The sequence below is a fragment of the Shewanella mangrovisoli genome (assembly GCF_019457635.1).
Taxonomy (GTDB): Bacteria; Pseudomonadota; Gammaproteobacteria; order Enterobacterales; family Shewanellaceae; genus Shewanella; species Shewanella mangrovisoli.
The window spans coordinates 354601-381399 of sequence record NZ_CP080412.1; the positions used below are offsets into that span (position 1 = coordinate 354601).

Annotated in this window: 28 protein-coding genes and 1 riboswitch; of the genes, 19 read left to right on the forward strand and 9 right to left on the reverse strand. The window is 49.5% G+C overall.

The genetic code is table 11. From position 1 onward, the window contains the following. Positions 1-35 precede the first annotated feature (35 nt). From K0H60_RS01660 to K0H60_RS01670, 3 genes are all read left to right on the forward strand, one after another. The gene (locus K0H60_RS01660; protein WP_220057049.1) at positions 36-1493 is read left to right on the forward strand and encodes a sensor domain-containing diguanylate cyclase; all 1458 of its coding nucleotides are present in this window, start codon (positions 36-38) and stop codon (positions 1491-1493) included. Between the two features lie 118 nt (positions 1494-1611). After that, positions 1612-2307, forward strand: a complete 696-nt coding sequence (locus K0H60_RS01665; protein ID WP_220057050.1) for an MOSC domain-containing protein — start codon at positions 1612-1614, stop codon at positions 2305-2307. A 36-nt stretch (positions 2308-2343) separates the two neighbouring features. After that, positions 2344-2700, forward strand: a complete 357-nt coding sequence (locus tag K0H60_RS01670; RefSeq protein WP_011621077.1) for a DUF4870 domain-containing protein — start codon at positions 2344-2346, stop codon at positions 2698-2700. Positions 2701-2783: 83 nt separating this feature from the next. Here K0H60_RS01670 and K0H60_RS01675 read toward each other — a convergent pair whose 3' ends face one another. Next, positions 2784-4700, reverse strand: coding sequence for a methyl-accepting chemotaxis protein (locus K0H60_RS01675; protein ID WP_220057051.1), 1917 nt, complete (start codon positions 4698-4700; stop codon positions 2784-2786). A 303-nt stretch (positions 4701-5003) separates the two neighbouring features. Beyond that, positions 5004-6653, reverse strand: a complete 1650-nt coding sequence (locus K0H60_RS01680; RefSeq protein ID WP_220057052.1) for an electron transfer flavoprotein-ubiquinone oxidoreductase — start codon at positions 6651-6653, stop codon at positions 5004-5006. Positions 6654-6905: 252 nt separating this feature from the next. Beyond that, a riboswitch (molybdenum cofactor riboswitch) is annotated at positions 6906-7039 on the forward strand. Between K0H60_RS01680 and moaA the strand changes: the two genes are divergently transcribed. The 7 genes from moaA to K0H60_RS01715 all read left to right on the forward strand — a co-directional run bounded on the left by moaA (position 7027) and on the right by K0H60_RS01715 (position 11964). Next, entirely contained in the window at positions 7027-8007 is a 981-nt protein-coding gene (gene moaA, locus K0H60_RS01685; protein WP_041412503.1) for a GTP 3',8-cyclase MoaA, read from the forward strand. It overlaps the preceding riboswitch by 13 nt. Before the next feature lie 112 nt (positions 8008-8119). Next, a complete protein-coding gene (moaC, locus tag K0H60_RS01690; RefSeq protein ID WP_011074083.1) occupies positions 8120-8599 on the forward strand; it encodes a cyclic pyranopterin monophosphate synthase MoaC in 480 nt (159 codons plus the stop codon). Between the two features lie 19 nt (positions 8600-8618). Next, positions 8619-8870, forward strand: coding sequence for a molybdopterin synthase sulfur carrier subunit (gene moaD, locus K0H60_RS01695; RefSeq protein ID WP_011621081.1), 252 nt, complete (start codon positions 8619-8621; stop codon positions 8868-8870). 1 nt (position 8871) lies between these two features. Continuing rightward, complete coding sequence (moaE, locus tag K0H60_RS01700) at positions 8872-9339, forward strand: molybdopterin synthase catalytic subunit MoaE (RefSeq protein WP_023265973.1); 468 nt, start codon at positions 8872-8874, stop codon at positions 9337-9339. A 48-nt stretch (positions 9340-9387) separates the two neighbouring features. Next, positions 9388-10191, forward strand: coding sequence for a molybdate ABC transporter substrate-binding protein (modA, locus tag K0H60_RS01705; RefSeq protein WP_220057053.1), 804 nt, complete (start codon positions 9388-9390; stop codon positions 10189-10191). An 8-nt stretch (positions 10192-10199) separates the two neighbouring features. After that, positions 10200-10880 carry a molybdate ABC transporter permease subunit gene (gene modB, locus K0H60_RS01710; RefSeq protein ID WP_011715515.1) on the forward strand — a complete coding sequence of 227 codons (681 nt, stop codon included), beginning with the start codon at positions 10200-10202 and terminating at the stop codon, positions 10878-10880. Next, a complete protein-coding gene (locus K0H60_RS01715; RefSeq protein ID WP_220057054.1) occupies positions 10861-11964 on the forward strand; it encodes an ABC transporter ATP-binding protein in 1104 nt (367 codons plus the stop codon). The genes modB and K0H60_RS01715 overlap by 20 nt, the downstream gene beginning before the upstream one ends. Positions 11965-11978: 14 nt before the next feature. On the opposite strand, the gene K0H60_RS01720 is transcribed toward K0H60_RS01715, so the two are convergent. Beyond that, positions 11979-12122 (reverse strand): hypothetical protein, encoded by a 144-nt coding sequence (locus K0H60_RS01720; protein WP_220058216.1) that lies wholly within the window; start codon positions 12120-12122, stop codon positions 11979-11981. 410 nt (positions 12123-12532) lie between these two features. On the opposite strand from K0H60_RS01720, the gene K0H60_RS01725 reads away from it, so the two are divergent. The 5 genes from K0H60_RS01725 to K0H60_RS01745 all read left to right on the forward strand — a co-directional run bounded on the left by K0H60_RS01725 (position 12533) and on the right by K0H60_RS01745 (position 16093). Then, entirely contained in the window at positions 12533-13054 is a 522-nt protein-coding gene (locus tag K0H60_RS01725) for a hypothetical protein (RefSeq protein ID WP_011715517.1), read from the forward strand. A 46-nt stretch (positions 13055-13100) separates the two neighbouring features. Next, a complete protein-coding gene (locus K0H60_RS01730) occupies positions 13101-13778 on the forward strand; it encodes a response regulator transcription factor (RefSeq protein WP_089068706.1) in 678 nt (225 codons plus the stop codon). Between the two features lie 49 nt (positions 13779-13827). Continuing rightward, positions 13828-15084: a sensor histidine kinase gene (locus K0H60_RS01735; protein ID WP_220057055.1), complete on the forward strand. Its 1257-nt coding sequence runs from the start codon at positions 13828-13830 to the stop codon at positions 15082-15084. A gap of 32 nt (positions 15085-15116) precedes the next feature. Then, the gene (locus tag K0H60_RS01740) at positions 15117-15806 is read left to right on the forward strand and encodes a TIGR01621 family pseudouridine synthase (protein WP_220057056.1); all 690 of its coding nucleotides are present in this window, start codon (positions 15117-15119) and stop codon (positions 15804-15806) included. Positions 15807-15925: 119 nt separating this feature from the next. Continuing rightward, on the forward strand, positions 15926-16093 hold the full coding sequence (locus K0H60_RS01745) for a YqaE/Pmp3 family membrane protein (protein ID WP_011621091.1): 168 nt from the start codon (positions 15926-15928) through the stop codon (positions 16091-16093). Positions 16094-16164: 71 nt separating this feature from the next. Here the strand turns inward: K0H60_RS01745 and K0H60_RS01750 are convergent, their stop codons facing one another. After that, positions 16165-18336 (reverse strand): TonB-dependent receptor, encoded by a 2172-nt coding sequence (locus K0H60_RS01750; RefSeq protein ID WP_220057057.1) that lies wholly within the window; start codon positions 18334-18336, stop codon positions 16165-16167. Positions 18337-18638: 302 nt separating this feature from the next. On the opposite strand from K0H60_RS01750, the gene K0H60_RS01755 reads away from it, so the two are divergent. Beyond that, positions 18639-18830 carry a DUF2986 domain-containing protein gene (locus K0H60_RS01755; RefSeq protein WP_088212567.1) on the forward strand — a complete coding sequence of 64 codons (192 nt, stop codon included), beginning with the start codon at positions 18639-18641 and terminating at the stop codon, positions 18828-18830. A 12-nt stretch (positions 18831-18842) separates the two neighbouring features. On the opposite strand, the gene K0H60_RS01760 is transcribed toward K0H60_RS01755, so the two are convergent. The 4 genes from K0H60_RS01760 to K0H60_RS01775 form a co-directional block, all read right to left on the reverse strand. Then, on the reverse strand, positions 18843-19355 hold the full coding sequence (locus tag K0H60_RS01760; RefSeq protein ID WP_011715522.1) for a M23 family metallopeptidase: 513 nt from the start codon (positions 19353-19355) through the stop codon (positions 18843-18845). A 21-nt stretch (positions 19356-19376) separates the two neighbouring features. After that, positions 19377-19958 carry a hypothetical protein gene (locus K0H60_RS01765; protein ID WP_220057058.1) on the reverse strand — a complete coding sequence of 194 codons (582 nt, stop codon included), beginning with the start codon at positions 19956-19958 and terminating at the stop codon, positions 19377-19379. Between the two features lie 17 nt (positions 19959-19975). Then, the gene (locus K0H60_RS01770; RefSeq protein WP_220057059.1) at positions 19976-20665 is read right to left on the reverse strand and encodes a CHAP domain-containing protein; all 690 of its coding nucleotides are present in this window, start codon (positions 20663-20665) and stop codon (positions 19976-19978) included. A 189-nt stretch (positions 20666-20854) separates the two neighbouring features. Beyond that, complete coding sequence (locus tag K0H60_RS01775; protein WP_220057060.1) at positions 20855-21925, reverse strand: MBL fold metallo-hydrolase; 1071 nt, start codon at positions 21923-21925, stop codon at positions 20855-20857. A 153-nt stretch (positions 21926-22078) separates the two neighbouring features. On the opposite strand from K0H60_RS01775, the gene K0H60_RS01780 reads away from it, so the two are divergent. Continuing rightward, entirely contained in the window at positions 22079-22690 is a 612-nt protein-coding gene (locus K0H60_RS01780; protein ID WP_220057061.1) for a TetR/AcrR family transcriptional regulator, read from the forward strand. A gap of 80 nt (positions 22691-22770) precedes the next feature. Here K0H60_RS01780 and K0H60_RS01785 read toward each other — a convergent pair whose 3' ends face one another. After that, positions 22771-24114: an anaerobic C4-dicarboxylate transporter gene (locus K0H60_RS01785; RefSeq protein WP_011621099.1), complete on the reverse strand. Its 1344-nt coding sequence runs from the start codon at positions 24112-24114 to the stop codon at positions 22771-22773. Positions 24115-24397: 283 nt separating this feature from the next. Here K0H60_RS01785 and K0H60_RS01790 point away from each other — a divergent pair, with 283 nt between their 5' ends. Next, positions 24398-25576 carry a PrnB family protein gene (locus tag K0H60_RS01790; protein WP_220057062.1) on the forward strand — a complete coding sequence of 393 codons (1179 nt, stop codon included), beginning with the start codon at positions 24398-24400 and terminating at the stop codon, positions 25574-25576. 4 nt (positions 25577-25580) lie between these two features. Next, positions 25581-26702 (forward strand): aminotransferase class V-fold PLP-dependent enzyme, encoded by a 1122-nt coding sequence (locus K0H60_RS01795; protein ID WP_220057063.1) that lies wholly within the window; start codon positions 25581-25583, stop codon positions 26700-26702. The last annotated feature ends 97 nt before the right edge of the window (positions 26703-26799 follow it).

A 26799-nucleotide genomic window follows, 5' to 3' on the forward strand; every position in this document is an offset into this window, starting at 1 on the left:
ATAAAATAATAAGCCTGCCGTTGTTGGAGTTGGAAATGGGCAATCACGTTTGGAATGATAAAAAGAAGTTTATTTGGCTACTGTCAGTGCTGTTGCTGGTGGCCTTTTTAGTCACCAGTGGCATTAGTTATAAAGTGGCCCACGACTCCTTGAGTCAGCAGATTGAGAGCAATACTTTACCCCTAACCAGCGATAATATTTATTCAGAAATTCAACAGGATCTGCTGCGCCCCATCTTTATTTCCTCGCTGATGGCGCAGGATACCTTTGTGCGTGACTGGATGTTGAATCACGAGCAAGACCCCGAAAAACTGGTCCGTTACCTCAAAGAAATTCAAGAAAAATACGATACAGTCACCAGCTTTTTTGTCTCTGAGCAGAGTCGCAACTATTACCATTCGACGGGCATATTGAAGAAAATCCAAGATATCGACCCAAATGATGCCTGGTATTTTCGCGTACGTTCTTTACCTGAGTCAGAGCATTACGAAATCAATATCGATTCAGACACCGCGGATCGCACTAAGACAACCGTATTTGTGAACTATAAAGTATTTGATTTTGAAGGGAAGTTTATTGGCGTTACTGGCGTTGGCCTTGCGGTTGAGAAGGTCAAGGCATTGATTGAACTCTATCAGAAGCGCTACAACCGTCGGGTGTTCTTCACCGATAGACAAGGTCGTGTCACGCTCCATGGCGATGAGTATGATGGTGCCGATTCACTGCAAACCAGCGCTGGGCTTGAGCAACTCGCTACGCGGATTTTAACCAGTCCGAGTGCGGCCTTTAGTTACCAACGCAACGGTAAAACCGCTTATTTGAACAGCCGTTTGGTACCTGAATTTAAATGGTATCTTATCGTTGAGCAGGAGGATGCGCCGCAGGAGCAAGAGCTGCTCAATACCTTTTGGGGTAACTTAGCCTTAAGTTTACTGGTGACGATTGGGATTTTACTTATTTCAAACATGACCTTAGGTCGTTATCAGCGCAAACTTGAGGTCATGGCTTCAACCGATAAACTCACTGGCGCCGCTAATCGCCAGGTGTTTGAAGAGTATTTCCATCAGGCATTAGAGAAGGCCAAGTTATCCCAAGCACCGATTTCCATTCTGCTTGTCGATATCGATCATTTTAAGAAAGTAAACGATAGCTATGGTCATAGCATTGGTGACTTAGTATTAAAAACAGTGGCTAACCTACTAAGGAGTCAACTAAAAACCCAGGATGTGCTGTGTCGTTGGGGCGGTGAGGAATTCTTGATATTAGTGCCAGAGCAGGATTTAAGTCAGGCTGCTGAACTGGCAGAACAATTTCGCGATTTAATCTCCCAACGGGAGCTTAAAGTGAATGGCGTGCACATTGCTATTACTGTGAGTATTGGAGTTGCCGAATACCAGAAACTCGAGCCTGCGGAAGATTTGATTAAGCGAGCGGATCTCGCCCTGTATCAGGCGAAAGAAGCGGGGCGCAATCAAGTGGTTCTCAATCAGTAGTATGCTGTTATGATGGCCGAATCTGCCAATGGGATTGTTTGGGCTCACTGCCGCGTTTGAGTGACTGAGCAGTTCGGGCAGAGGTAGGTGAAGGATAGCGATGATGTAGGAGTAACAAATGTCGACCTTGTTGGTAAATAGATTATCGGGTTTGTATTTAGGGGCGGTTCTGCAAGAGATTGACGGTGTTTCTACTGGTATCGACGGTAAAAAATCGGCGCAGCAGTTACGAGTGAATGTCGACCGTGTCGAAGGCGATGCGCAGGCTGACCCTAAGCACCATGGCGGGCTCGACCGAGTGCTGCATCATTTCCCCCGTGAGCATTATGGTCAGTACCGTCGCTGGGATTTAATCACCCAACTCGAAGATGCGCCGAGCATGGGTGAAAACATCAGCACTGTTGGTTTGAATGAAACCGAGGTCAATATCGGCGATATCCTGCAAATCGGTGCCGTCACAGTGCAGGTGACTCAGCCGCGCTCACCTTGCTTTAAATTGAACCTGCAATTTGGACATAGAGACTTTGCCCTTGCCATGCAGCAGAGTCAGCTATGCGGTTGGTTTTACAGAGTATTAACCCCTGGTGTGATTCATCTAAACGACAGGATAGAATTAGTCGAGCGTAAAACCGATATCAGTGTCGCCGAGGCCATGGCGCTGTACTTCTCACCCGAATACGATGCCAAAGCCTATGATAGACTCGCCTCCTGTGAAGGGTTGGCACAAAGCTGGGTGAATAGCCTGCAGCGTCGCTTAGCGACACAACAAGTCGAAGATTGGCAGATGCGCTTGTATGGGCCAAAAGGTAAATAAACTTTATTTTTCAAACGATAATACAGGGAAAGTGTAATGATAGAGTCAGTGACTAAGAGTGAAAGAGATTTTGGCTTACTGGTGTATGCCTCTAGTTTAATCGGTTATTTAGTGCCATTAGGCTCGATTCTCGGACCACTGATTATGTGGTTGATGAAGCGTGAAGAGTCGGCTTTTGTCGACCAATGCGGCCGTAGTTGCTTGAACTTTAAATTAAGCCTGTTGATCTATGTGATTATCAGCGGGCTGTTAGCCTTTGTGGGCATTGGGTTTATCTTTTTGATTATCCTCGGTATTCTCGACTTAGTTTGCACTATCCTTGGGATCATTAAGGCGAGTGAAGGGCAAGTGTATCGTTATCCGCTGACGATTAAGTTCCTTTCCGATAACTAATTGCTTTTTACGCTGAGTAATAAAAAAACGCCTTAGGGAGAACTCGCTAAGGCGTTTTTGTTTGGTTTCAATCTATCTCGGGCTTACACCTTAAACTTCGCCACTAAGGTGTCTAAGCGGTGGGCGAGTTGATTTAGCGCTAAGCTCGCCTGTGCCGCAGCCTGTGCCGTACTGGCGGTGCGCTGGGTGATTTCGTTAATTTCGGTCACGTTACGGTTGATGTCTTCCACTACGGTTGATTGTTCTTCCGTCGCCGCTGCTACTTGAATGTTCATATCGCTGATCAGGCCAATACGGTCGCTAATGCCTACCAGAGATTGGCTCGCCTCATCGACGGCGGCCACCCCTTCGTGGGAGCGCGCACGGCTTTGGGCCATGGCATTCACCGCTCGGCTGGCCTCGGATTGCAACTTGTCGATCATACCTTGGACTTCGTTGGTGGATGCGGCGGTGCGCGATGCCAGATTACGGACTTCATCGGCTACCACGGCAAAGCCTCGCCCCGCTTCACCGGCACGGGCGGCTTCAATCGCGGCGTTGAGGGCTAACAGGTTGGTTTGCTCCGAAATCGCGCGGATCACATCGAGAATGCCGCCGATAGACTTGGTATGAGTCGCAAGGGATTCAATCACTTCACCGACTTGTTCCACATCTTGGGAGAGCTGATTGATGGTATCCCGGGCACGGGTCACCACCACTTGGCCGCTATTGGATTCAGTATCTGCATCCTTCGCCGCAACAGCTGCTTGGGCGGCATTGCTGGCGATTTCATTCACCGTTGCGCCCATCTCATTGATGGCGGTCACAACCATCATAGTGCGATCTTTTTGCTCATGGCTGTCTTCAAGGGTTTGCTGCGCCTGATTCGACACATCCTTCGCCGAGAAGCCGAGTTGTTCGCTGGTCTGTGCAACTTCAATCACAGAGTCTTGGATTTTGCTGATAAAGCTATTAAACCCTTGCGCCAGCTGGGCAATTTCATCTTCGCCTTTAACGGGGAGGCGCTGACGTAAATCGCCTTCTCCTTCACCGATATCACGGAACATGGCCGCGACTTGTGCGATAGGGCGGCTTACTGAACCAGCCACCACAATCGCCAGCATGATAAAGCCCGCAGCAATGATTAAGGTCCAAATTAAGATCTGGTAGGCGGCATCCGTCAGTAGGGCGAACACTTCGGCTTCGGGCACTTGTGCCACGAGATACCAATCCATGGAGGGAATATAGCTGCTGGCTACGAAGGTGTTTTCACCTTGGATTTGGGTATCGATCAGGTTGAAGTCACTACGATTGAGCAATGAGCTGATATTCGCACTCGAGTACAAGCTCTTGAGGCTGCTCTTGCCAATTTGACTGGCGTCGGGATGCAGCTTTACCTCACCTTTGGCATCGACTAAGTAAACAAAGCCGGTTTCTTCAATCTTAAAGGAACCCAGTAGACGCACCATATCATCGAGGGATTTGGCGAGGCCAACGAGTCCGCGGCCATTAGGTTGCTGATAGTTGATAAAGAGTTTTACCTCGCCATTGGCTTCGGTAAACACGTTAAGCATCCGCTCTTGGCCGCTGTCGCGATAACCGAAAAACCAACCATCCTGCGCTGGGGTGAGTACACGTAAAAAACCATCCTGAGTGTAGTAGGCGGCGGTTTGTCTATCGGCGTAGGAGGCTTGGGCCAAATGATATTGGCGGGTGATGTCCTTCAGCTGGGCAACGACTTGGGGCTCTTGCTCTTGTGGACGACCGTTTTCAAGCCATTGCAGTAACATACGACTGCTGGCGAGTTGTTCGGCGGCATTCATTAAGCTCGAAATATCTAGCTCAATCTTATTGCGGATCTGCATCATTAGGCTGGGCATTTCCGACCCGAGCATACGCTGCTGTACCACGCTTTTCGCACTACGTTGGCTGAGGACGCCCACGAGTATGGTCGACAGCAGCACAGCAAATGTCACTGTCAGCAGGATTTTCTGCTTAATAGTAAGGTTATTCAATATCATAAATATCAATATGCCTGTGTTAGACGTTTAGAAATATCGGTCGACGTTTTCTAGCCAATAACAAGTATCGGACAGAAATGTTAAAAGTTAACCTTTGTTTAGGTCGAATGCCGAATAAAACAGCGTACAAGACATTTATTGGGCCTAACCTGTTGCTCTTGCGGTAGATCTTGTTATGTAGAGTATAGATGGAAATGAGTTGCTGATTTGAAGCATGTGATTTTTATGGCGCAATTGTGACCAAAGTGTGGCGTGAAGGCAAGCAAAAATAAGGCGCTCAATGAGCGCCTTATTCCGTTTAAGTTACATATTCGGGTAGTTTGGACCACCGCCGCCCTCGGGCGTGACCCAAGTAATATTTTGGCTAGGGTCTTTAATGTCGCAGGTTTTGCAGTGGATGCAGTTTTGCGCATTGATCACAAACTTAGGCTGGCCTGCTTCTTCAACGATTTCGTACACGCCAGCAGGGCAGTAACGCTGGGCTGGCTCGTTAAATTGCGTCAGGTTTATCCCGAGCGGGATGCTGTTATCTTTTAAGCGCAGATGGCAAGGCTGGTCTTCCTCATGATAAGTGCTCGACAGGTAGACTGAAGAGAGCTTATCGAAGCTGAGTTTGCCATCGGGTTTGGGGTAATCAATCTTGTTGTAGGCGCTGACTGGAGCCATTTGTGCATAGTCTGGGTGTTCATCACGCAGAGTGATGGGGAACTTACCGCCGAACCAGTTTTGATCTACGTAGTTAAATGCGCCGCCGAGGAAAGTGCCAAACTTGTGCATTGCTGGGCCAAAGTTGCGCGACTTATACAACTCTTCGTGTAACCAGCTTTCTTCCAGATGGGTTTGGAAACAATCCAGATCTTTACCGCCTTCAACCTCGGCCAGCATCGCTTTGGCCAAGGTTTCAGCCGCGACAATACCGCTCTTCATGGCGGTGTGTGTGCCTTTGATCTTGGCAAAGTTTAAGGTCCCCGCATCGCAACCAATCAACAGACCGCCGGGGAAACTCATCTTGGGCAGTGAGTTCAGGCCGCCCTTAGTGATTGCGCGAGCACCATAGGTCAAACGCTCGCCGCCGGTTAAGTATTTGGCGATAACTGGGTGAGTCTTATAACGTTGGAACTCATCGAACGGGCTTAAATGGGGATTCTTGTAGTTGAGGTCGATAATCAGACCCACGGCAATTTGGTTGTCTTCCATATGGTAGAGGAAGCCGCCACCCGATGCGCCATCGGTTAATGGCCAACCACCTGTGTGCACCACTTTACCCTGCTCGTGTTGTTCGGCGGGGACTTTCCAGATTTCCTTAAAGCCTAGGCCGTAATGCTGTGGTGTCTTGCCATTATCTAAGTGGTATTTCGCGATCAGCTGTTTACCTAAGTGACCACGGCAACCTTCTGAGAACACAGTATATTTAGCGTGCAGTTCCATGCCGGGCATAAAGCTGTCTTTCGGTTGGCCGTCGGCACCGACGCCCATGTCACCAATCAGGATACCCTTCACGCTGTTATCTTCATTGAAGAGTAATTCGCTGGCAGCAAAGCCTGGGAAGATTTCTACGCCGAGCGCTTCGGCGCGGGTTGCGAGCCAACGGCAGAGGTTACCTACGCTGACAATATAGTTGCCTTCGTTGTGCATGGTTTTAGGCACAAACGCATTGGGCATCAGCTTGCTGTCGGTGGCGGAATTGAGCAGATAGATTTCATCGTGGGTCACGGCTGTGGTGACGGGAGCGCCTGAATCGCGCCAGTCGCTGAAGAGCTCATCTAACACACGTGGTTCGAATACGGCACCAGATAGAATGTGCGCACCCACTTCGGAGCCTTTTTCTACCACGCAGACGGTAATCTCTTTACCTGAACTCTGTGATATCTGCATCAATCGACACGCAGTGGCCAAGCCAGCTGGGCCTGCGCCGACGATAACAACATCGAATTCCATTGATTCGCGTTCCATCAGTTCACCTCTTCCTTCGCATATCCCCGATTTTTACCGGGTGTTGTAGTTTGTTTGTAAACGGGCGTTTTATTGCTGATGTCCACCTTACCTCAAAATCATCGCAGGGCACAGGGGCTAAGCGGGCTGTTTAGCCTAAAGAATGACAAATCTTTGGGTGAGCACTGTCACAGATTGTTCACGCTCACTTGAAGCGGATCAAGAAATACCTGTTTAGGGGTATAGCTAGGCAGTACTTTCGGCTTATAATCACGAATGACGGTTCTCCGAGCTTGCCTACCTAAGTCGACAGATATGGGGGTGTAGCCGTGGTAATAAGGCCACTGGGGTGAGTAAAGAAATGCACTCGCCTCCCACACTTGGAAAGGTGATCATGTCTCAATTGCAAGACAATTTTGGTCGTAAATTTCATTACTTACGAATGTCAGTCACTGACGTTTGTAACTTCAAATGCAGTTATTGCCTCCCCGATGGTTATCATCCGAATGGCAAACAACAGTTTTTATCTCTCAGTGAGATAGAAAACCTTGTGTCCGCATTTAGCCAGGTTGGCACTCAAAAAATCCGTATTACTGGCGGCGAACCCACGCTGCGTAAAGATTTTACCGATATCATTCGAGTGGTCGCCGACAATCCTCGTATTCATACCGTAGCCACTACCACTAATGGGTATAGGCTCGAGAAGCATGCCCAAGAGTGGTTCGACGCGGGACTACGCCGTATCAATGTGTCGGTAGACAGCTTAGATCCTAAGATGTTTTACCAGATCACTGGCGAGAATAAGTTCGACGAGGTGATGCGTGGTATCGATGCCGCCTTATCTGCGGGTTTTGAGCGCGTCAAGGTCAATGCGGTATTGCTCAAGGGGATGAACGATAAAGATTTACCGCGTTTTTTGAATTGGATTAAGCACACGCCCATCGATCTGCGTTTTATTGAGCTGATGGAAACTGGCCTTGGCCGCGAGTATTTCCAAGCTCACCATTTGGCGGGGGCCGATATCAAAGCGCAACTGCAAGCTGAGGGCTGGCAATTAGATACGCCCCGTGCCGACGATGGCCCTGCGCAAAACTTCAGCCACAGTGACTTTAAGGGCCGTATCGGCTTGATCATGCCCTACGCCACTAACTTCTGCGCGAGCTGTAATCGCTTGCGGGTCTCGGCCAAGGGTAAGTTGCACTTATGCCTCTTTACCGAGTCTGGCATCGATTTGCGTGATCTACTGCAACACCCGAGTCAGCAAGCGGAATTAATCGAGCGGTTACACGGTCAACTGGCGCAGAAGAAGGAAACTCATTATCTGCATCAGGGCATTACTGGCGTGACGCAACATCTGGCCTCGATTGGCGGTTAATCTAACTTAGGTTTTAGTCTGCTTATCGCGTTATCTTTCATTAAGTTAGATTTCGCGATGGAGCTCAACTTCCCTATGCTTGAATTTGGCATCAGTTTAAAGGATCGCTTCAATGAGCAATGTATTTACCCATATTAACGCCGACGGCAATGCCCATATGGTCGATGTGACCGAGAAAGCCGTGACCGAACGCGAGGCCCGCGCCGAAGCCTTTATTGAGATGGCGAGCACGACACTCGAGATGATCATGAGCGGCAGCCACCATAAGGGCGATGTGTTCGCCACCGCGCGTATCGCGGGGATCCAAGCGGCGAAAAAGACTTCAGATTTAATTCCGTTATGCCATCCACTAATGCTAACTAAGGTCGAAGTCGAGCTCGAGGCTCAGCCTGAACATAATCGCGTGCGCATCACTAGCCTGTGTAAATTATCCGGCAAAACTGGTGTCGAAATGGAGGCGCTCACGGCGGCCTCTGTCGCAGCGCTGACGATTTACGACATGTGCAAAGCCGTGCAGAAAGACATGGTGATTTCACAGGTGCGCCTGCTCGAAAAACGCGGCGGCAAGTCGGGACACTTTAAAGCTGAATAACGTAAAGCGAGATAAGAATATGATTAACGTGTTGTTTTTTGCCCAAGTTCGTGAGCTTTTAGGGACTGCCCAACTGAGTGTTGAAGCGAGTGAGCAGACACAAACCGCAGAAGGATTACGCGCAACACTCGCGGCCACCGACGATAAATGGGCCAAAGTGTTAGCCTCGGACAAATTGCTGGTGGCGGTGAATCAAACTATCAGCCAGTGGGATACCCGAGTGAGTGATGGTGATGAAGTCGCCTTCTTCCCGCCTGTGACCGGAGGTTGATATGCGTTTACTGCCAAATGTGCGGGTGCAAACCGTCGATTTTAATGTGGCCGATGAGTATCACCAATTAGCCCAAGACAATAGCGATGGCGCCGTTGTCACCTTTGTGGGCAAGGTGCGCGATTTTAACGACGGCTCAGTGGTGACCGACCTGACCTTAGAGCACTATCCCGGCATGACGGAGCGTGTGCTCGAGCAAATTGTGGCCGAGGCGCGTGAGCGTTGGCCGCTCAATAAAGTCACTGTTATCCACCGTGTCGGTACTATGGCTTTGGGTGAGCAAATTGTGTTTATCGGCGTCACCAGTGCCCATCGTAAGGCGGCGTTTGCGGCCTGCGAATTCTTAATCGACTTTTTGAAAACCAAAGCCCCTTTCTGGAAATTAGAAGCCGGGGATAAAGGTAAGAATTGGGTCGAAGCCAAGGACGCCGATGAGCAAGCGGCGCAATTGTGGCAACACAAAGACTAACGTAAGACTAAGTCAGTAGTAGGCGAGAGTGAGGGGGAGGGTGAGTTTATGCACAGTGTGACAGGGTTAGGCAAAATCTGGAGTTTAGTATTTGCTCTCGGCTTGTCGTGCTGTGTCGCTTTGATGCCTGCCGTTAGCCGCGCCGAGACTGTGCCTGCTATTGCGGCCGCCGCCAATATCAAGTTTGCCCTCGATGATATTGTTAAAAACTTCAGCGCCGAAACCGGGCTTAAGGTGCGAGTATCCTATGGCTCGTCGGGTAATTTTGTGGCGCAAATTCAACATGGTGCGCCGTTTGAACTCTTGCTCAGCGCCGATGAGCGTTATATCCATGAGCTGCACAAAGCTGGCTTTACTCGCGATGCTGGAGTGCAATACGCGGTCGGTCGCCTATCCTTAGTGGCTCCAAATAAGTCTCCCTTAACCTTAGATGCCGAGCTGAATGGCGTAAAAAACTTGCTCGCCGCAGGCAAGTTGGAGCGCTTTGCGATTGCAAACCCTGAACATGCGCCTTATGGGGAGCGCGCTCGCGAACTCCTGCAAAAATTAGGTTTGTGGGACGGTCTACAAACTAAGTTAATCTTGGGTGAAAATGCTTCCCAAGCGGCGCAATTTGCCGTGAGTGGCTCCACTCAAGGCGGGATTATTCCGTTATCCCTTGCCTTAGCGCCACAGTTTAAGGCCTTAGGTCAGGCGATTGCCTTGCCCGAAGAATTGCATGGTCCACTCAATCAACGCATGGCCTTGATGCCCAAAGCGGGAGCAACAGCGGAGCGCTTTTATCAATATCTTCAATCTGATGCCGCTAGAGCCGTATTCCTGCAATACGGATTTGGTCTACCCGCTCGGTAGGGCCAGACATGGATTGGCAGGCACTCTGGTTATCGGTCAAGCTCAGTAGCATCACGGTATTGGTGTTGATCCCGCTGGCGATTCTGGCGGGGCGAGCCTTAGCCTATCGTCAGTTTGTGGGTAAGTCTTGGGTTGAGGCCTTCATCATGGTGCCCTTAGTCTTGCCGCCGACTGTGATTGGCTATTACTTGCTGGTGGGGCTGGGCAGCCAAAGCTGGTTAGGGCAATGGTTAGAGCGCCTAACCGGGCAGCAACTAGTATTTCATTTCTCGGGGTTAGTGCTGGCGTCCGTGCTGGTGAATATTCCCTTTGCGTTGCAACCGATACAACGCGCCTTTGAGGCTGTTCCCCACGATGTGCGCGATGCTGCGGCCTGTTGCGGCATGAGCAAACTTAAAATTCTGCTGAAAATTGAATTGCCTATGGTTTGGCCTGGGGTATTGACCGCCTTAGTGCTGTGTTTCTCCCATGTACTCGGTGAGTTTGGGGTAGTGTTGATGATGGGCGGGAATATTGCCGGCGAGACCAAAACTATCTCGATTTCCATCTACGACAGTGTTCAGGCCTTCGATTTTGGCGCAGCAGGCACTATGTCATTGGTGCTGTTGTTATTTGCGATTACCGCATTGGCGCTCACCACCAGTTTATCGCGGCGTTTAGGAGGTCAGCGTGGCGCAAATCATCGCTGATCTGCATTGCCAGATCCAAAACCATAAGCATATTAAACTGAGCGCCGAATTTAGCTGTAAGGCGGGTGAGGTGCTGGCAGTCGTCGGGCCTTCGGGTGGCGGTAAGACAACGTTACTGAGGATGATCGCAGGACTGAATCATCCCGATGCGGGCAGCATTGTGTTTGGTGAAACGCCATGGTTCGACAATAAAAGCCGCACCGCACTCACGCCGCAGCAGCGCCATATCGGCTACATGCCACAGCATTTTGGGCTTTTTCCTAATCTCACCGCGCTCGAGAACGTGGTTGCAGGGCTTGACCATATTCCCAAATCGGAGCGTGTTGCTAGGGCGAAGGACTGGTTAGAGCGGGTCAATCTGCATGGTTTACCCGATAGACTGCCTATGCACCTCTCTGGCGGTCAGCGGCAACGGGTTGCGCTTGCCCGCGCCCTTGCCCGTGAACCGTCAGTGTTGTTACTCGATGAGCCCTTTTCGGCGGTGGACAGAGAAACCCGCGAGCGTTTATACCTCGAACTTGCTCGCCTAAAAGAGCAGCTGCTTTGCCCCGTGATTATGGTGACCCACGATTTAAATGAAGCGCTGTTGCTGGCCGATTCGATGATCTTGATTAGCCAAGGTCAGATGTTGCAGCAGGGCGCGCCGTTTGAGGTGTTATCGCGTCCACGTAACGAGGCGGTTGCGCGGCAGATGGGCTTAAGAAATATTTTCGATGGCGAAGTGGTGTTCCAAGACCGTACTAAGGACATTACTTGGCTCAAATTTGGCGAGCAGCTGATCGCCAGTGATTTTGGCAAAGACCGCAGTGTGGGCAGTAAAGTGCGTTGGGTGATCCCGAATCAAGGCATCAGATTTAACGCCATCTCAAATGGACGTTTATGCCGCAGTTTTAATAAGTTAGATGTCACCATCGACTCCTTGCTGGTGATGGGCGAGTCGGTACGGGTGGTCTGTTATGCCACTGGGACTGAGTTGCAACTTAATACGGAAGTGTCGCTCCATCTCGCGCAGAAACTTGGCTTAACTAAAGGAATGCAAACTACGGTTGCGCTCAAATCTGAACAAATTCATATTTTAGAGTAAGTTAATGACGTTTTTTACCTAGCAATCCAAAATGTTCCTTCCAGCAGCATGCCAAATAATATGAACGTAATTGCACCGGTAGCATTGCCATAGGCGTAAGCGCTTAATGCTGCTACCAGTAGCAAGCTTAAGCTAATCCAGCGTGTAATTGGTTTCATATGCACTCCGATTCAAATGGCCTTTTAGTTGACTCTAGAACAACTGGATTGCATTGCCAATCGTACTTTTTGACGACACAGATGCGCTAAAATACCTGCTGAAATTCATTTAGTGTGATTTTAAATGGCTAAATGATGGTTTTTTTACGGTAAATGTCATGCGGCAAAATCCCTAGATGATCAAAGCTTAATCTTGTTTCCATCGGTGTTTCAGTAGGTATTAGGTAAACTCAATACATTCGTCAGTGCTTGCCGAGCCTGAATCAATCGGATTGAGCAATCCACATGGGTGATGAACTAGGCGCCATCATGGGCAAACAGGGATAAAAACGATGGGGTTTTTGCACGCCATCGACATCTAACTGATTGTCTCATAAGATACAAACTTAGCCGATTTTTATGGAGGAGCCATGAGACTATGGTTGCTAGGATTCATGTTGGTATCTGGGATTGCCACCGCAGCCCAGAGCATGTATTCGATGCTTTCGAGCGGTGAATATCTGCCGCCGTTAAGTGTGATGCAGCAAATTGAGAAGGATTTTCCTGGCGTGATTGCCGAGTTTGAAATGGAAATGCAGGAAGGTGAGTTGGTCTACCAATTTGAGTTGATTAATCCGCTGGCGAATGCGATTACCCGTTTCGAATATCGGGCGCGAGATGGTAAGTTATTGAAACAAAAAGCGGGTAAAGTCACCGCCGACGATGTTGGCGAAGTGGAGGCCGCACGCCTTATCAGCACTAAGCATCAAACTTTTTCCGGCATTATTGCGATGGCGACTAAGGACCATAAGGCCTTTTTGACCGATGCGAAGTTAGATCATGACTTAGGTATCAGCTACTTAGAGTTAAAGTTGCTGGATGATACTGGTAAGTATAAATTGGCATTCGATATTGAAAATTTACGGCAACTACCTTTACTTAAGTGGGATTAACACTGAGCATCACCGCTAAGTGAAGACAGGGGAGCGCAGCATACAGATGAAAATACTTTTAGTTGAAGATGATGCGACAACGATCGACTACATCGTTAAAGGATTTCTTGAGCAGGGGCATAATATTGAGACCGCCAGCGACGGGCATCAAGGCCTGCTGCAAGCCACCAGTGGTCAGTATGACCTCTTGATTCTCGACCGCATGTTGCCCCAACTCGATGGTTTGAAACTGCTGGCCGCCCTCAGAGCCACGGGTAACCAAACCCCTGTGCTTATCCTGTCGGCGCTGGCCCATGTGGATGAAAGGGTGAAAGGCCTGCGTGCGGGTGGCGATGATTATATGACTAAGCCCTTTGCCTTTTCGGAGCTGCTCGTGCGCGCCGAAAAGTTGATGCAACGGGGTCAATCCATCCCTATTACCACTGATTTAGTGGTCGGCGGCTTAAAAATGGAGCTGCTCACCCGCAATGTGACTTTAGATGGTCACGATTTAATGCTGCAACCCAAAGAATTCCAACTGCTTAAGTATCTGATGGAACACGCTAATCAGGTCATTAGCCGCACACTATTATTCGAAGCAGTATGGGATTATCACTTCGATCCCCGTACCAATGTGATCGACGTGCATATCGCCAAGTTACGCCGTAAGTTTGAAGAGTTAGGCCACGGTGAATTGATTGAAACCGTAAGGGGAGCGGGTTATCGCTTACGCCAAAGGCATTAAGCCTTACCAAAGCAGCGCCTGGCGCATCACTATTATCTTCTCGACCTTAGTGACTGTGATCATAGGTGCTTTGCTGTTTGCCCTTTATCGGCAACTCATTATCGAACAGCAGTACCAAGTGACTCAGTATCTCGAGTCAGAAACCCAACGCTATCAGCAGCTTGCTCTTACTGTGGACCGTCGTAGTTTTGCGGCGCAAATTCGTGCAGCCGATCCGCAGACTGCGCTCATCGCTTGGCGCAACAGTTATGACATGGTTGGTGCCTTAAGCTTTATGCCTGAAGGCATGCCCATGCTGCCGCAAACTCGGGATTTCCCGATTTTAACTGGCGGCCCTGATAAGCTGCATATCCTTACCGGCGGCCTAGTGATGACCCGCTATGGCCCTGTGCTCATCGCCACCCGTACCGATAACTTAGCCACCTTGATTGATAAATTTATCAGTGCGGCGGCCACGGCTGTGATGTTGACCATAGTGTTAACCTTGGCATTGGGCTATTTGTTTTCTAAGGCGATTTTGCGCCGCTTAGTGCAGTACAACCGCTTGAGTGAGCAAATTGAGCGGGGGCATTACGATACGCGTCTGCCGCTCAGTTGGCGTCAGGACGAGTTCGATATGTTGGCGCTGCAGTTTAATAACGTGCTGGATATTCTTGAGAATAACCTGATGGCAGTGCGCGGGGTGACAGATAATATTGCCCACGATTTGCGGACGCCCCTATCCCATATTCGCATTGGTCTTGAGGAATTAGCGGCCAAATCCCCCGAGGAAATCAGCGAAGGGTGCGCTATTTTGACCGAAGAGCTCGACCACTGTCTTGCAACCTTCGATGCCATGCTCTCGCTGACACGCATCGAGGAAGGGCAGCAAACCTTAGACTTGCAGGAGCTGAGTTTGGCACAGCTATGTACCGATTTGTTGGACATGGCCGACGCGGTTGCCGAGTCGAATGAGCAAACCTTGAGTCTGTCGCTCCTATCGGATCATAAGATTTATGGTGACAAGTACTTGTTGTTCCAAGCCCTATATAACTTGGTTGACAATGCGATGAAATACTCAGGCCAAGGCGCTCGCATCGATATTATTCAATCCGGCGCCCAAATTAAGATTTGCGATAACGGCCCAGGGATCCCCGATGACAGCAAGGAAAGGGTGTTTGAGCGATTAGTGCGTCTCGACCCAAGCCGGCATTTGCAGGGCACGGGTTTAGGATTATCTATGGTCAAAGCGATTATGTCGCGGCACAATGCGCAAATTACTCTTTCGGATAATCATCCGGGCCTAGTGGTGACCATTCAGTTTTAGGCCTATATCCGCGTGACAGTGTTGAGAACCCCATGTACCGAATCATCGCCGATGAGGCTGATTTTCTTGTTATTTCTAAATCGCCGAATGTGCATTTTCACAGTCAAGATGGCACTGCGGGTGTCGTTGCGCAGCTGGAGCAGGATTTAGGGATAAAACTCTTTGCCGTGCATCGGCTCGATACGCCGACTTCAGGGCTGTTACTGTTAGCCAAACATCCAGCGGCGGCGCGGCAGTTGACTGAGCTTTTTAGCGCCCATCAAGTGCAGAAATACTATCTTGCGCTCGCGAAAGGTAAGCCGAAGAAGAAGCAAGGCTGGGTGATTGGCGATATGGCTAAATCCCGCCGCAGCATGTTTAAGTTGATGCGAACCAAAGAAAATCCTGCGATAACCCAATTCTTCTCCACCAGTGTTGGCGAAGGGCTTAGGCTTTATTTACTCAAACCCCACTCGGGTAAAACCCATCAGTTACGGGTCGCGCTTGCTAGCCTTGGGGTACCCATTTTAGGCGATGCCCTCTATGGCTCGGATGTCGCCGACCGCTGTTATCTGCACGCCTATTGTCTGCATTTTCGCTATCAACATGAGGATGGTCACTGGCAGGATTATGCGTATCTCGATATGCCTGAGCAGGGTGAGGCGTTTGCAGAGGAGACGGTAAGCGCGGCATTGGCTGCGTGGCGTGAGCCAGACTCGCTCGACTGGCCTTCTAAGGATTAGTTTTGTTGCGTCGTGTTAGCATTGAATGCGTGTGTTGCGGGATAAAATATTTGCAAATCCTGAGTCTTCCTGCGAAGTTAGCAGTGTGATGATTTTCCTTGTATAGGAGCAAGCTCGTTATGGATACCAACAAATTACTTTTAGTTATTATTGCGATTCTCTTGCCACCCGTTGCGGTATTTTTAAAGGCGGGCGCAGGCAAAGACCTATTAATTAACATTGTGCTGTGTTTATTTTTCTGGCTTCCCGGTTTATTACACGCCCTCTGGGTGGTCACTAAAGATTAGTGATTCCAGTAATCCAATAAAAAAGCGCAACCTAGGTTGCGCTTTTTTATACGGTAAATTTAGCGTACTAATTAGAATGCCACTGTATAGCCGATAGTCGCAGTGCGGCCCATGCCTTTGAAATAACGATCATTTGTACCCATGGTTTGTGAGTAGTAGTTGAAATAATCCTTATTAAACAGGTTTTGCACGCCTAAGGTTAAGGTGCCAGTGTAGAGCGGCATAGAGAATGACGCATCGACAGTCGTGTAGCCATCAAACTCGGCATATTTCTCGCCTGTGGCATCTTCGAAGTCACGGTCCATAAAGTAGTTTGCCTGTACGCGCGTCGACATCTCGTTATCGAAATTATGGGTCCAGAACAGGTTGATACGATTCGGTGAAATGTTGGCACCATCGAGATCGGTATCTGTTTTGTTGTCATCATTCGAATCGTATTCACCGCGCTGGATCGCCAGATTCATGCCCAGATCGTCGTTGCTGGTCAGGTAAGCGGTGATATTGGCTTCGATACCATCGATCACGCTCTTCTCACGTTTAACGTCGTAGAAGCCATCGCTGTTTAAGGCTAAACGGGCGCCGTAATCGGTGGCTGAGCGGTAGTACGAAATTTTTGCGCTTAAGTATTCACCTTGGTAATCGGCGCCAAACTCCACGTTATCCGTCACAATAGGTGCAAGGGATAGGGAGTCGCTGATACTTGGGTTTGCTCCAGGGAAGCTGTTACCGTCGCGTAGAATACGGCCGATATCAGGCATACCAAAGCCTTGGTTATAGCTAGTGTAAACGCGGATATCTGGAGTGATCTTGTAGGAGATACCTATGTTGAATAGGGTCTCGTCGAAACTTGCTTCGCCCCCTTGGATTTCTTTATTTCCCGCGCCGTAGAGCGTCTTGTAGTCATCGACATTGAGCTTAGCGTGCTCGTAGCGTACGCCGGTCGATAGGGTAAGATCGGTAATTAAATCATAATCTAACTGCAAATAAGGTGCGAAGTTGTCATAGGTGCTTTCAGGCACCCACGATAAACCCGTCTGCACTAAAGCCTGCTCTGTGGTATCGCGGAACAGGTCGATACCGTAGGCGGCATCAATACCCGTATCAGCAATATTTTTAGCAATCAACGAGGTCTTTAAGCCCCATTTGACCGAAGAGTTGCGCGATTGCTCATAGTACCAGCTCTCACCTTTAGGGCCTTCGCATTGCACTAAATTACTGTTGTTTGCCAATGCAGGATCGTAGAAGGTCTTGTTACAGCCACCGCCATACACTGCCTCGAAGTCCTGATTGAATAGCTGGACACTCAGCTGTTGGCCGGCAATGTTCTCGTGGGTGTAAGTGAGGCTAGTCGTCGTGACTTGGTTGTTCGCCGCTTCCCAAGGTTGTTTTTCTTCGATTGCGCCCGTGGGCTTGCCTGTGGTGATATCGCCTTTCACTGGCATCCAATCGCCATTGTTCTCCATGTTGTAATGGTTAACCATCAGCTCTAAGCGCGACTCGGCAAAGTTGTGGCCGAGTTTGATAAAGAAGTCCTTGCTCTGGCTGTCCATGGACTCGCCTTGCGTTGTGTCCACACCAATCACATCGTGATTTGCATCGTAGTACACGCCGTTATTGCGATAGCTCACCGAACCCAACATATCGATCAGATCGGATTCGCCCGAAAACGCATAGCTGGCACCAAAACTCACACCGTTAGATTTGAGCGAATCGGGCACAGTGGCATCGAAGCTAACCACGTGCTGGTTATCGCCCGTTGGTTTTTTGGTGATGTAGTTGATGATACCGCCCTGCGCGCCTAAGCCGTGCATCGCATTGGCGCCGTGAATAATTTCGATACGCTCGATCATCGCAGGATCGATAGTTTGCCCCGAACGGCCACCACTACGCAGTGGGTTGGATTGGGGTACACCATCGATCATGATTAAGGGCGGACGGCCACGCAGGGTTTCGCCCGTGTTGCTCATCTTCTGACGGCTGGGTGAAAAGCTAGGTGCTAAGTTACCGATAATGGTCGACAAATCTTTAGTGGTGCGGAACTGCTCTTCGAGTTGCACGCGGTCGATAATAGTCACTGTATTAGGGATAGAGCTTGGCGATTTATCCATGCGACTCGCGGTGACAGTGATCTTTTCGATGTCTTTATTCTTATTCGTTCCCGTATCAGGGGCTTCTTGAGCGACGGCGGACTGGGTGAGGGCCGCAAAGACGGCGAGGGCAACAAACGAGGTTTTGAACGTCATATAACTTCCTGCTAAGGGCGAGTGAATTTGCTACACCGATATCCTTGGCATCAGACTATTCCGTTAAACAACATTGCAAATGATAACGATTTTTATTGTCGCCGATTTTAAGGAAGTGAATTGGGCTTGTCTAGTCGAGTTGTAAATAAAATGCGTGGGAAAAGTGGCAATTTTTAGGAGTTGTGATTCGGCTAACAAATAGGTGCATTTAGATTGAGGGTTTGTTTGTAGGCTGAGCCCCGATTTGTTGCCGCGTCGAAGGAAGCTTATAATGGCGACCTTTTTCTCGCCTTGGTGCCCATATGAACCGCAAAAAGAAGATTAACGAAACGCTTAAACAGAAGGCGAAAAAAGCCAATGCTAAGTTGCATAGCAGCAATAAGCCTAAATATGTTTCTAAAGCCGAGCGTGCAGCACAGGCCATCGCGGCAGAAACCGAGATGACACAACCCATTGAACAATCCGCAGAGCTCGTCGCTAACGAGAATGCTTAACCGACCAACCCTCTACTTAGGGTCTAAATAGTCGATTGGATTTAAGTAAAACGCCTTCTTATATCCTTGGGTGGAAGTGTCTATCAGCCAAGGTCTAGGCAATAGGCTGACAATGGAATAGTGCAAATGGGGTGGTTTGCCTTGGGCGTTCCCCGTGGTGCCGACGGTGCCGAGCACATCCCCGCGCCCAGCAAATAAACCTGCCGATGTGTTAATGCTATCGAGGTGGGCAAAATAGTGGATTTGCCATTTTGGGCCGAGTCCGACGATCACTTTGCCACCCTTAAAAAACTCCCCTTTATACAGCAGTAACAGTGGCGTTGGCGCGATTACGGGCGTATTGGCTGCGGCAAAAATATCAATGCCTTTGTGGGTGCCTGAGCTGCCCCAGGGTTCATACCAAAAGGTTTGGCTATTCCAATCCTTATTGCTAGCGCCTTTGACTGGGATGACGGGCTGTTCTGGCACTAAACATCCGGCGAGGATAAAAAGTGCGATAACAAGAGTGATGAATTTGAGCTTCATTTTGACCTCGGTATAACGCTGTTAGTGAAACTCACTGAATTCGCGCCAATTAGCGGGATACTGGCTGCGCTCGGCCTCACTGAGTGATAACCAGTAAGGCCGCCAAAACGTATCGCACCAAAACTCAATATTGCCCTGCAGACTGCCGAGCGTATCAGGGGCGACCTCGGGAAAGCTTTCCCACGGAGCTGGTGGCGCGGCCTTAAAGGCGATTAGTTGTTGCAGCAGCAAGATATCATTGCTGATCAGTAGTACGCAGATCCCTGCAAAATCAGCATATTGATGTAGAAAAACATGGCTCGGCCCTTGGGCATGGTGCAAGACGCCACTAAATACCACATCGTAACTGGCTTCTGGCTCAAATCCTGTGTCGCTGAGCAAGGCATCGAGTCGTTGTTTATCTGGCTTGTTCAACAAACAATGGACTTGATAAGCGGCTAGGCCGGGTTGCATGGCGGAGGTGACGATGGGATAAGCTTGCTGGCTGGGTAAAGATAGGCTTGGCGCTAGTGCTTTGCTAAAAATTGCTTGAAGATCCGCAGCCTGTGAGTCCGTATCCGCCTTAGTGCCGAAGTGTCGTTTTAGCCAGTCGAGTAGTCTCATTTTTACCTCTACGACATTCACAGTTTAAGGGGAATAGCTTGTTGGTTAACTTGGATATTTGCCTCCACATTCTCCTCAGTACTTCCCTCCATAATCGTGGCAGCAGGAGCTTCCCTGCGTAACCAACCCTTGGTGCGCGGGGCATCGATATACCATAGTCCTTCACGTTGCACTAAGGGAAAAACCTCCCGTGACGGTGCAAAAGGGCCGGGATTTTGCTGGGCAATTTCGATACTGGTTTCTGTGACGTTGGCGATAATGGCGACATGGCCGTAGGGATTAAACATCCATGGCGCGAATACCAGTAAATCATCGGCCATCGGCTTGCTTTGGCTGCCATTGGTATATTGCCGCAGGGCGCGTTTTTCATTCCAGCTCGCATCGGGCAACAGGTCATTGAAGAAGTCTTTGGCGTGACCAAAACTGTCGGGCATTTTGTGCTGATAACGCAGGTAAAAGTAACGTTTAACGAACTCTACGCATTGGTATTTGATACCTAGGTTATAGCCGTCGAGGGAGAGGTTTCGCCCCTCATTAGTGTTGACGCCGCCGTTATAATAAATCTCAACGCCATTGAGTGAGTCGAGCACATCACCCACTTGGTAGTCGGTATTTAAGTTATAACGAGTCAGCCCGTGGTAGCCGAGATAACCCAAGCCGCAGACTAGGCTCACTGTGAGTAGCAATAAACGAAAACCTTTCACCATCTTTAGTACGACATTCTCAAAAGATAAATTGATTCAGCAGGATACAAGGTCGGATTGTATGCTGATGTCGCTAAAAACGTCTAGGCGTACTGGCGGTTTGCAGGGAGCTTAATACTTTCGTTGGGCTATTGGTGGAGAGATCCCTAGCGGCGCAATGGTTAAGCACCGCTAAGGAGGTATCGGCTATGATTATTTGTTGGAGGCAAGTTTGACTGGAACCACTTCAAACTCGGGCCTGTCCTTGGGTAAGTATGACTTCCACCACCCTTGGTTGAGCGCTGGGCTGTGGGCTAACTCATTGAGGTTAATCCCTTGACCAAACTCAGGGGTCAGCAGGGGGACTGCATAGGCTTTCGCTGCCGCGGCAATTCGCTCTAAGGGTTCATACCAACTGTGCAGCGCTAGGTCGAAACTGCTGTTGTGGATTGGGATAAGGTATTGACCTTGAAGATCTAAATGCGCCCGTAGCGATTGCTCAGGTTGCATATGGATATCGGCCCACATCTCATCGTAGGCGCCAGTTTCGACTAAAGTGAGGTCGAAGGGGCCAAGTTTATCGCCAATCTTTTTAAAGCCATCAAAATATCCAGAGTCACCACTGAAAAAGATGTTTAATTCAGGGGATTGAATGGCCCAAGAGGCCCACAGGGTTTGATTCTTATCCCTAAGTCCACGGCCCGAGAAATGTTGCGCTGGGGTGGCGGTAAAGCGCACACCTTGGTGCTCGGTTGCTTGCCACCAGTTGAGGGCGACAATTTTTTCCTTAGGAATGCCCCAACCAATAAGATGCTTATCGACGCCCAGTGGCACAATAAATTTTTGAGTGCGCGCGGCGAGTGCCAACACGCTCTGCTTGTCTAAGTGATCGTAATGATCGTGGGACAAGATTATCCCTGCGAGCGCTGGAATGTTTTCGAGCTCAATCGGCAGAGTATGGAAGCGTTTTGGACCAAACCATTGGCTGGGGGAGGCTCGCTTCGAAAACACAGGATCGGTTAACCAATACTGGCCGTTCAGCTGTAACAGCACGGTCGAGTGGCTGATTTTATACAACATAAGTGTGTCATCAGCCGTGGCAGGCAGCCGCATGGGCTGAATCGGTAGCGGCTGGTTTGGACTCTTGTCGGGAATACGTTCAGTGACATAACGCCATAAAATGGCTGGTAAATTACCTTCACCACTGTGAGTATTTGGCGCTTCATTACGAAAGCGTTGATCCTCTGATGGGCTAATTTCAATGATATTGGGATCTAAGGTCATAATAACGCTCCCGAGTAGCAGTAGGGCCAAGGTGATTTTGAGTCGCATTGTAAACTTGATAAAAGTAAACTACACAGTGTAGTTTACTCATGGTTGTACAAAAGTAAACTCAATAGTGTAAAATATCGGCAAATATTTTGATGGCGTACCGCAATGGCAGAAAAAGCAGGAAAACTGACACATTCCCAACTGAAGCGTTTAGCGATCCTCGACGCGTCACAGGAAGAATTTATGGTCAATGGTTTTGCCGGCGCCAGCATGGATAGAATTGCCCAGCGTGCCAATGTCTCCAAGCGCACCGTTTACAATCATTTCCCCAGCAAAGAAGTGTTATTCGAGGCGACAACAAGTGACCTGTGGGCACGCACCAAAGAAGCGGCCACCTTGGCATTTAATCCCGAGCAAAGCCTCGAGTCTCAATTGCAACATATCGCTCGCCGCTGCTGGGAGCTGTATCAGCAACCGGATTTCCTGCGCGTGGCAAGGGTGGTGATGGCTGAGTTTATTCGTTCACCCATCCAAGCGACCGAGGCCATGGAACGATTGGCCAAGCAAGAGGGTGGATTAGAGGCGTGGCTTGCCGGAGCCGTGGCCCATAAGGCATTAAAAATCGATAATATTCCTCTAGCGGCCACTCAATTTTGGGGCATGTTTAAGGCATTCGCCTTTTGGCCTAAATTGTTCCATATGAAAAGCCATGACGAGTACCAACAAGATATTATCGATGCCAATATCCGTATGTTTCTCGCCATGTATCGCGCCTAGTTTTTTCTTTCATATCAATAATAAGGCCGATAATGCTTTCACATTATCGGCCTTATGTGTTTTATCGCTTCAAACCGTGCTTACAGTAAGGTGGTCGCCAGCAGATAACCAACGGTCGATGCTGTGCCCACACCGATCAATCCCGGAATAATAAAGCTGTGGTTAATGATGAACTTGCCAATTTTGGTGGTGCCAGTTCGGTCGAAGCCGATGCAGGCCAAATCGCTCGGATAAGTAGGTAGCACAAAGTAACCATAGCTCGCGGGTAAAAAGGCAATCAATAGCTTAGGATCGACGCCTAAAGCCAAGCCCATGGGCGCGATAGCCGTGAGCGCCGCCGCTTGGCTGTTGACCAGTTTTGAGATTAAAAACAGCACTAAGGCATAGGTCCAAGGTTGGTTTTGCACCACATGGGAGAGGTTTTCCTTCAGTACATCCATATGGCTGATAAAGTAAGTATCACTCATCCAAGCTACGCCAAATACCGAGAAAATCGCCACCATGCCAGCCTTAAACACTGGGCCATTGGCAATTTCTGTGGGTTTGACTTTGCAGCTCATTAAGATAAAAGCCCCTGCGATCAACATCATCATCTGGATCACTAAGTTCATCGACAGCGGCGCCAACTTGCCCTTTACCTCAAACACAGGCCGCAGTTCGCTAAAGGAGCCGAGTAACACCACGGCGGCGATAGCGGTAAAGAAGATCCCCGTTGCCCAATAGGCTTCCTTCGGAAAGGTTTGATCCAGCAGAGTCTCGCTCTTGTCGTAGATAAATGCCCTTTGTTCGGGATCTTTAATTCGCGCCTGAAACTCTTCGTCCTTATCTAAATCTTTACCACGACGCAGACTCCAGAGTGCCGCCACTAACACGCCGCAAAGGGAAGCGGGTACGGACACCATTAAAATTTCCAGCATGCTATAGGCATGGCCGACGCCGTGCTGCGCCGCCAAAATCGATACCATGGAAACCACGGCGACCGACACCGGAGAGGCACAAATCGCCATTTGCGAGGCGACCGAGGCCACCGCCATCGGGCGTTCTGGACGAATGTTTTTCTTCAGGGCGATATCAGAGATGATCGGGAACATGGTGTAAACCACGTGGCCGGTTCCGCATAAAAAGGTTAAGGTCCAGGTGGTGAGCGGCGCCAGAATGGTGATGTATTGTGGGTGGCGGCGCAGTAACCGCTCGGCAAACTGCATCATCACATTTAAACCGCCTGCGGTTTGCAGTACTGAGGCGCAGCCTATCACCGCAAGAATGGTGAGCATCACTTGTACTGGCGGTTGTCCGGGGGCGAGACCAAACACAAATGTCAGTAAAAATAAGCCAATACCACTTATCAACCCGAGCCCCATACCACCGTAACGGGTACCGAGCAGTAAACAGCCGAGTACGACAATAAACTCCATTAAAATCATTTGACTCACCCCTGCGGAACCTGCCGCGCGATTTGCATTAGAACTAGCTGTATTTGGCGCTATTGTGCGAGGGGAATGGATTTGAGAACTTGCGCTGGCGCAAGGTGTAAATAAAAAGTGGCATTGGATTTTTCATAAATTTGAGCTAGCGCTAGAAACGCGCGAGCAGAAGTTGCATTCTTGTTAACTCGGATACGCTAAAGACGCCAGTCGCCAAGTAAAAACGCGTCTATCAGTACTTGCTCCGGTAAAAATAACCATAACAATTTCCAAGGATGTCCAAGTGAAACCTGCCACCTATAACACCGAAGCCTTCGATGAGTGGATCCGCAGTCGCTTTGTGGAACTCAATTCCCAGCTCGAACAGCTTTATTACCAGCAGAGCGATCGTGCCAATGTGCAAGATATCGGCACCGAGCCTAAACAAACACTAGAAAGTGAAGGGCGCGAACTGATTAAGGCGCTGCTCGATGAAGGCAATACCGATGAAGGGTTTGACAGTGCCTTCGACCTGTTGGGGAATGTCGGCCTGTATATGGCCGCCTGTCGTCGCCATGAAATTACCGAACCGACACGGGAAACCACTTCGCCACTGGTAGAAGCTTCGGCGCTCGCTATGCATATCGGCGCCTCCATCGGCGTGACGCCACGCTTTGCTACTGCTCATTTGACCACCCATAACCGTGCCCACAATGGTATCTACAAACGCTTTACCGATCTGCCCGACGAGAAGCTGTTTGTGGATTACAACACTAAGGGCATTTTGGCCTATAAGCGTGCCAGCGATGCCTTATTAAAAATTCAGCCCTTGGGGATTTCTCATCCGATTAGCCACGATTTACTGCGGGTCGCCAAGCAGGCATTGCAGGATGTGATTGAGTCAAATCAGCAGTTATTCAAACGTTTAGATACCGACCGCTTTTTCTATTGTGTGCGTCCCTATTACAAACCCTATCGAGTTGGCTCTGTGGTATATCGCGGCGCCAATGCTGGCGACTTTGCCGGGATTAACGTCATCGATTTAACCCTAGGTCTCTGTTTTGCAAACGAATCGGCCTATTCGCAAATGCTGGTGGATAAGTTTTTATACATGATGCCAGAGGACCAACAAATCCTGCGGGAGTGTATGCGCCGCCCGAATTTGATGGATGATTTTTTACAGTCAAAGGCCTGCGTGCAGCAGGATTGGTATCAAGAAAATCTCAAGCTGTTTATCGAAGTTTGTGAATTACATGGCGAAACCGCCATTCAACACCACAATGAGTTGGTGACTAAATACATTGCCGAGCCTTCGGTGAATATGGAGCAGCAACATTTAGCCAAGGTCACCGCCAGTGGCCCACCATTGCATGTGCTGCTTGGCTCCCTCGAGCGTTTAAGGGACAGGCGCGCCGCGGTATTACGCAACGATATTCGCACCCGTTATTACGATCTGAAAAAACTCAAAGACAGTTTAAGGTAAGGCCATGCTGCTAAATGTAAAACAGGACTTTTGCCTCGCAGGCCCTGGTTATCTGCTTAACCATTCGGTGGGACGACCACTCAAATCGACCGAACAGGCGTTTAAGCAGGCGTTTTTTGCGCCTTGGCAAGAGTCTGGCCGCGAGCCATGGGGCCAATGGTTGGGCGTCATCGATAACTTTACCGCGGCGCTGGCGAGCCTATTCAATGGTCAGCCGCAGGACTTTTGCCCGCAGGTAAATCTATCGAGCGCCTTGACCAAGTTGGTGATGTCACTGGATAGATTAAATCGTGATGGCGCCGTGGTGCTGATGAGCGAGATTGATTTTCCCAGCATGGGGTTTGCCCTGAAAAAGGCATTGCCCGCAAGTTGTGAATTGCGCTTTATTCCCAAGGGCTTAGATGTCACCGACCCCAATGTGTGGGACGCGCATATTTGTGCCGATGTCGATTTAGTCTTTGTTAGCCATGCCTATTCCAATACGGGTCAGCAGGCGCCATTGGCGCAGATCATTCCCCTTGCCCGTGAGCGTGGCTGCTTGAGTCTCGTGGATGTAGCGCAATCGGCTGGGATTTTGCCGCTGGATTTAGCCAAGCTACAGCCAGATTTTATGATTGGTTCGAGTGTGAAATGGTTATGCTCTGGCCCCGGTGCTGCGTATCTGTGGGTCAATCCGGCGATTTTGCCCCAGTGTCAGCCGCAGGATGTGGGTTGGTTTAGCCATGAAAACCCCTTCGAGTTTGATATCCATGATTTCCGCTATCACCCAACTGCGCTGCGGTTTTGGGGCGGTACGCCTTCTATCGCGCCCTATGCCATTGCTGCTCACAGCATTCAATATTTTGCCAATATTGGTTCACTGGCGATGCGTGAACATAACTTGCAGTTGATGGAGACGGTCGTCCAAACACTGGAATGTGAGTTGGTCTCGCCACGGGAAGCCGATAAACGCAGTGGCACCTTGATCCTACAATTTGGCGAGCGCCAAGCACCCATCATGGCGGCGTTGGCGGAGGCGAATATCAGTGTCGATGCCCGCAGTTTAGGAATACGCGTATCGCCGCATATCTATAACGATGAGGCCGATATCGCGAAGTTGCTGGAGGTGATAAAAGCCCATCGTTAATGGATTGAACAGGGCTTGCTCGAAGCGGCTATGAATGGGGTGCGCTAAGGCGATCTTGTTGTCCCCGATGTCGATGGGACATTAACCCTTAGCCTCA

Bases quoted from the DNA above. Each gene is read 5' to 3' on its own strand.
- K0H60_RS01780 (WP_220057061.1), top strand. From the start codon at position 22,079: ATGGCAGAAAAAGCAGGAAAACTGACACATTCCCAACTGAAGCGTTTA.
- K0H60_RS01665 (WP_220057050.1), top strand. From the start codon at position 1,612: ATGTCGACCTTGTTGGTAAATAGATTATCGGGTTTGTATTTAGGGGCG.
- moaC (WP_011074083.1), top strand. From the start codon at position 8,120: ATGAGCAATGTATTTACCCATATTAACGCCGACGGCAATGCCCATATG.
- K0H60_RS01765 (WP_220057058.1), bottom strand. From the start codon at position 19,958: ATGAGACTACTCGACTGGCTAAAACGACACTTCGGCACTAAGGCGGAT.
- K0H60_RS01785 (WP_011621099.1), bottom strand. From the start codon at position 24,114: ATGATTTTAATGGAGTTTATTGTCGTACTCGGCTGTTTACTGCTCGGT.
- moaD (WP_011621081.1), top strand. From the start codon at position 8,619: ATGATTAACGTGTTGTTTTTTGCCCAAGTTCGTGAGCTTTTAGGGACT.
- K0H60_RS01775 (WP_220057060.1), bottom strand. From the start codon at position 21,925: ATGACCTTAGATCCCAATATCATTGAAATTAGCCCATCAGAGGATCAA.
- moaE (WP_023265973.1), top strand. From the start codon at position 8,872: ATGCGTTTACTGCCAAATGTGCGGGTGCAAACCGTCGATTTTAATGTG.
- modA (WP_220057053.1), top strand. From the start codon at position 9,388: ATGCACAGTGTGACAGGGTTAGGCAAAATCTGGAGTTTAGTATTTGCT.
- K0H60_RS01745 (WP_011621091.1), top strand. From the start codon at position 15,926: ATGGATACCAACAAATTACTTTTAGTTATTATTGCGATTCTCTTGCCA.
- K0H60_RS01740 (WP_220057056.1), top strand. From the start codon at position 15,117: ATGTACCGAATCATCGCCGATGAGGCTGATTTTCTTGTTATTTCTAAA.
- K0H60_RS01770 (WP_220057059.1), bottom strand. From the start codon at position 20,665: ATGGTGAAAGGTTTTCGTTTATTGCTACTCACAGTGAGCCTAGTCTGC.
- K0H60_RS01760 (WP_011715522.1), bottom strand. From the start codon at position 19,355: ATGAAGCTCAAATTCATCACTCTTGTTATCGCACTTTTTATCCTCGCC.
- modB (WP_011715515.1), top strand. From the start codon at position 10,200: ATGGATTGGCAGGCACTCTGGTTATCGGTCAAGCTCAGTAGCATCACG.
- K0H60_RS01755 (WP_088212567.1), top strand. From the start codon at position 18,639: ATGAACCGCAAAAAGAAGATTAACGAAACGCTTAAACAGAAGGCGAAA.
- K0H60_RS01720 (WP_220058216.1), bottom strand. From the start codon at position 12,122: ATGAAACCAATTACACGCTGGATTAGCTTAAGCTTGCTACTGGTAGCA.
- K0H60_RS01795 (WP_220057063.1), top strand. From the start codon at position 25,581: ATGCTGCTAAATGTAAAACAGGACTTTTGCCTCGCAGGCCCTGGTTAT.
- moaA (WP_041412503.1), top strand. From the start codon at position 7,027: ATGTCTCAATTGCAAGACAATTTTGGTCGTAAATTTCATTACTTACGA.
- K0H60_RS01725 (WP_011715517.1), top strand. From the start codon at position 12,533: ATGAGACTATGGTTGCTAGGATTCATGTTGGTATCTGGGATTGCCACC.
- K0H60_RS01730 (WP_089068706.1), top strand. From the start codon at position 13,101: ATGAAAATACTTTTAGTTGAAGATGATGCGACAACGATCGACTACATC.
- K0H60_RS01750 (WP_220057057.1), bottom strand. From the start codon at position 18,336: ATGACGTTCAAAACCTCGTTTGTTGCCCTCGCCGTCTTTGCGGCCCTC.
- K0H60_RS01660 (WP_220057049.1), top strand. From the start codon at position 36: ATGGGCAATCACGTTTGGAATGATAAAAAGAAGTTTATTTGGCTACTG.
- K0H60_RS01680 (WP_220057052.1), bottom strand. From the start codon at position 6,653: ATGGAACGCGAATCAATGGAATTCGATGTTGTTATCGTCGGCGCAGGC.
- K0H60_RS01675 (WP_220057051.1), bottom strand. From the start codon at position 4,700: ATGATATTGAATAACCTTACTATTAAGCAGAAAATCCTGCTGACAGTG.
- K0H60_RS01670 (WP_011621077.1), top strand. From the start codon at position 2,344: ATGATAGAGTCAGTGACTAAGAGTGAAAGAGATTTTGGCTTACTGGTG.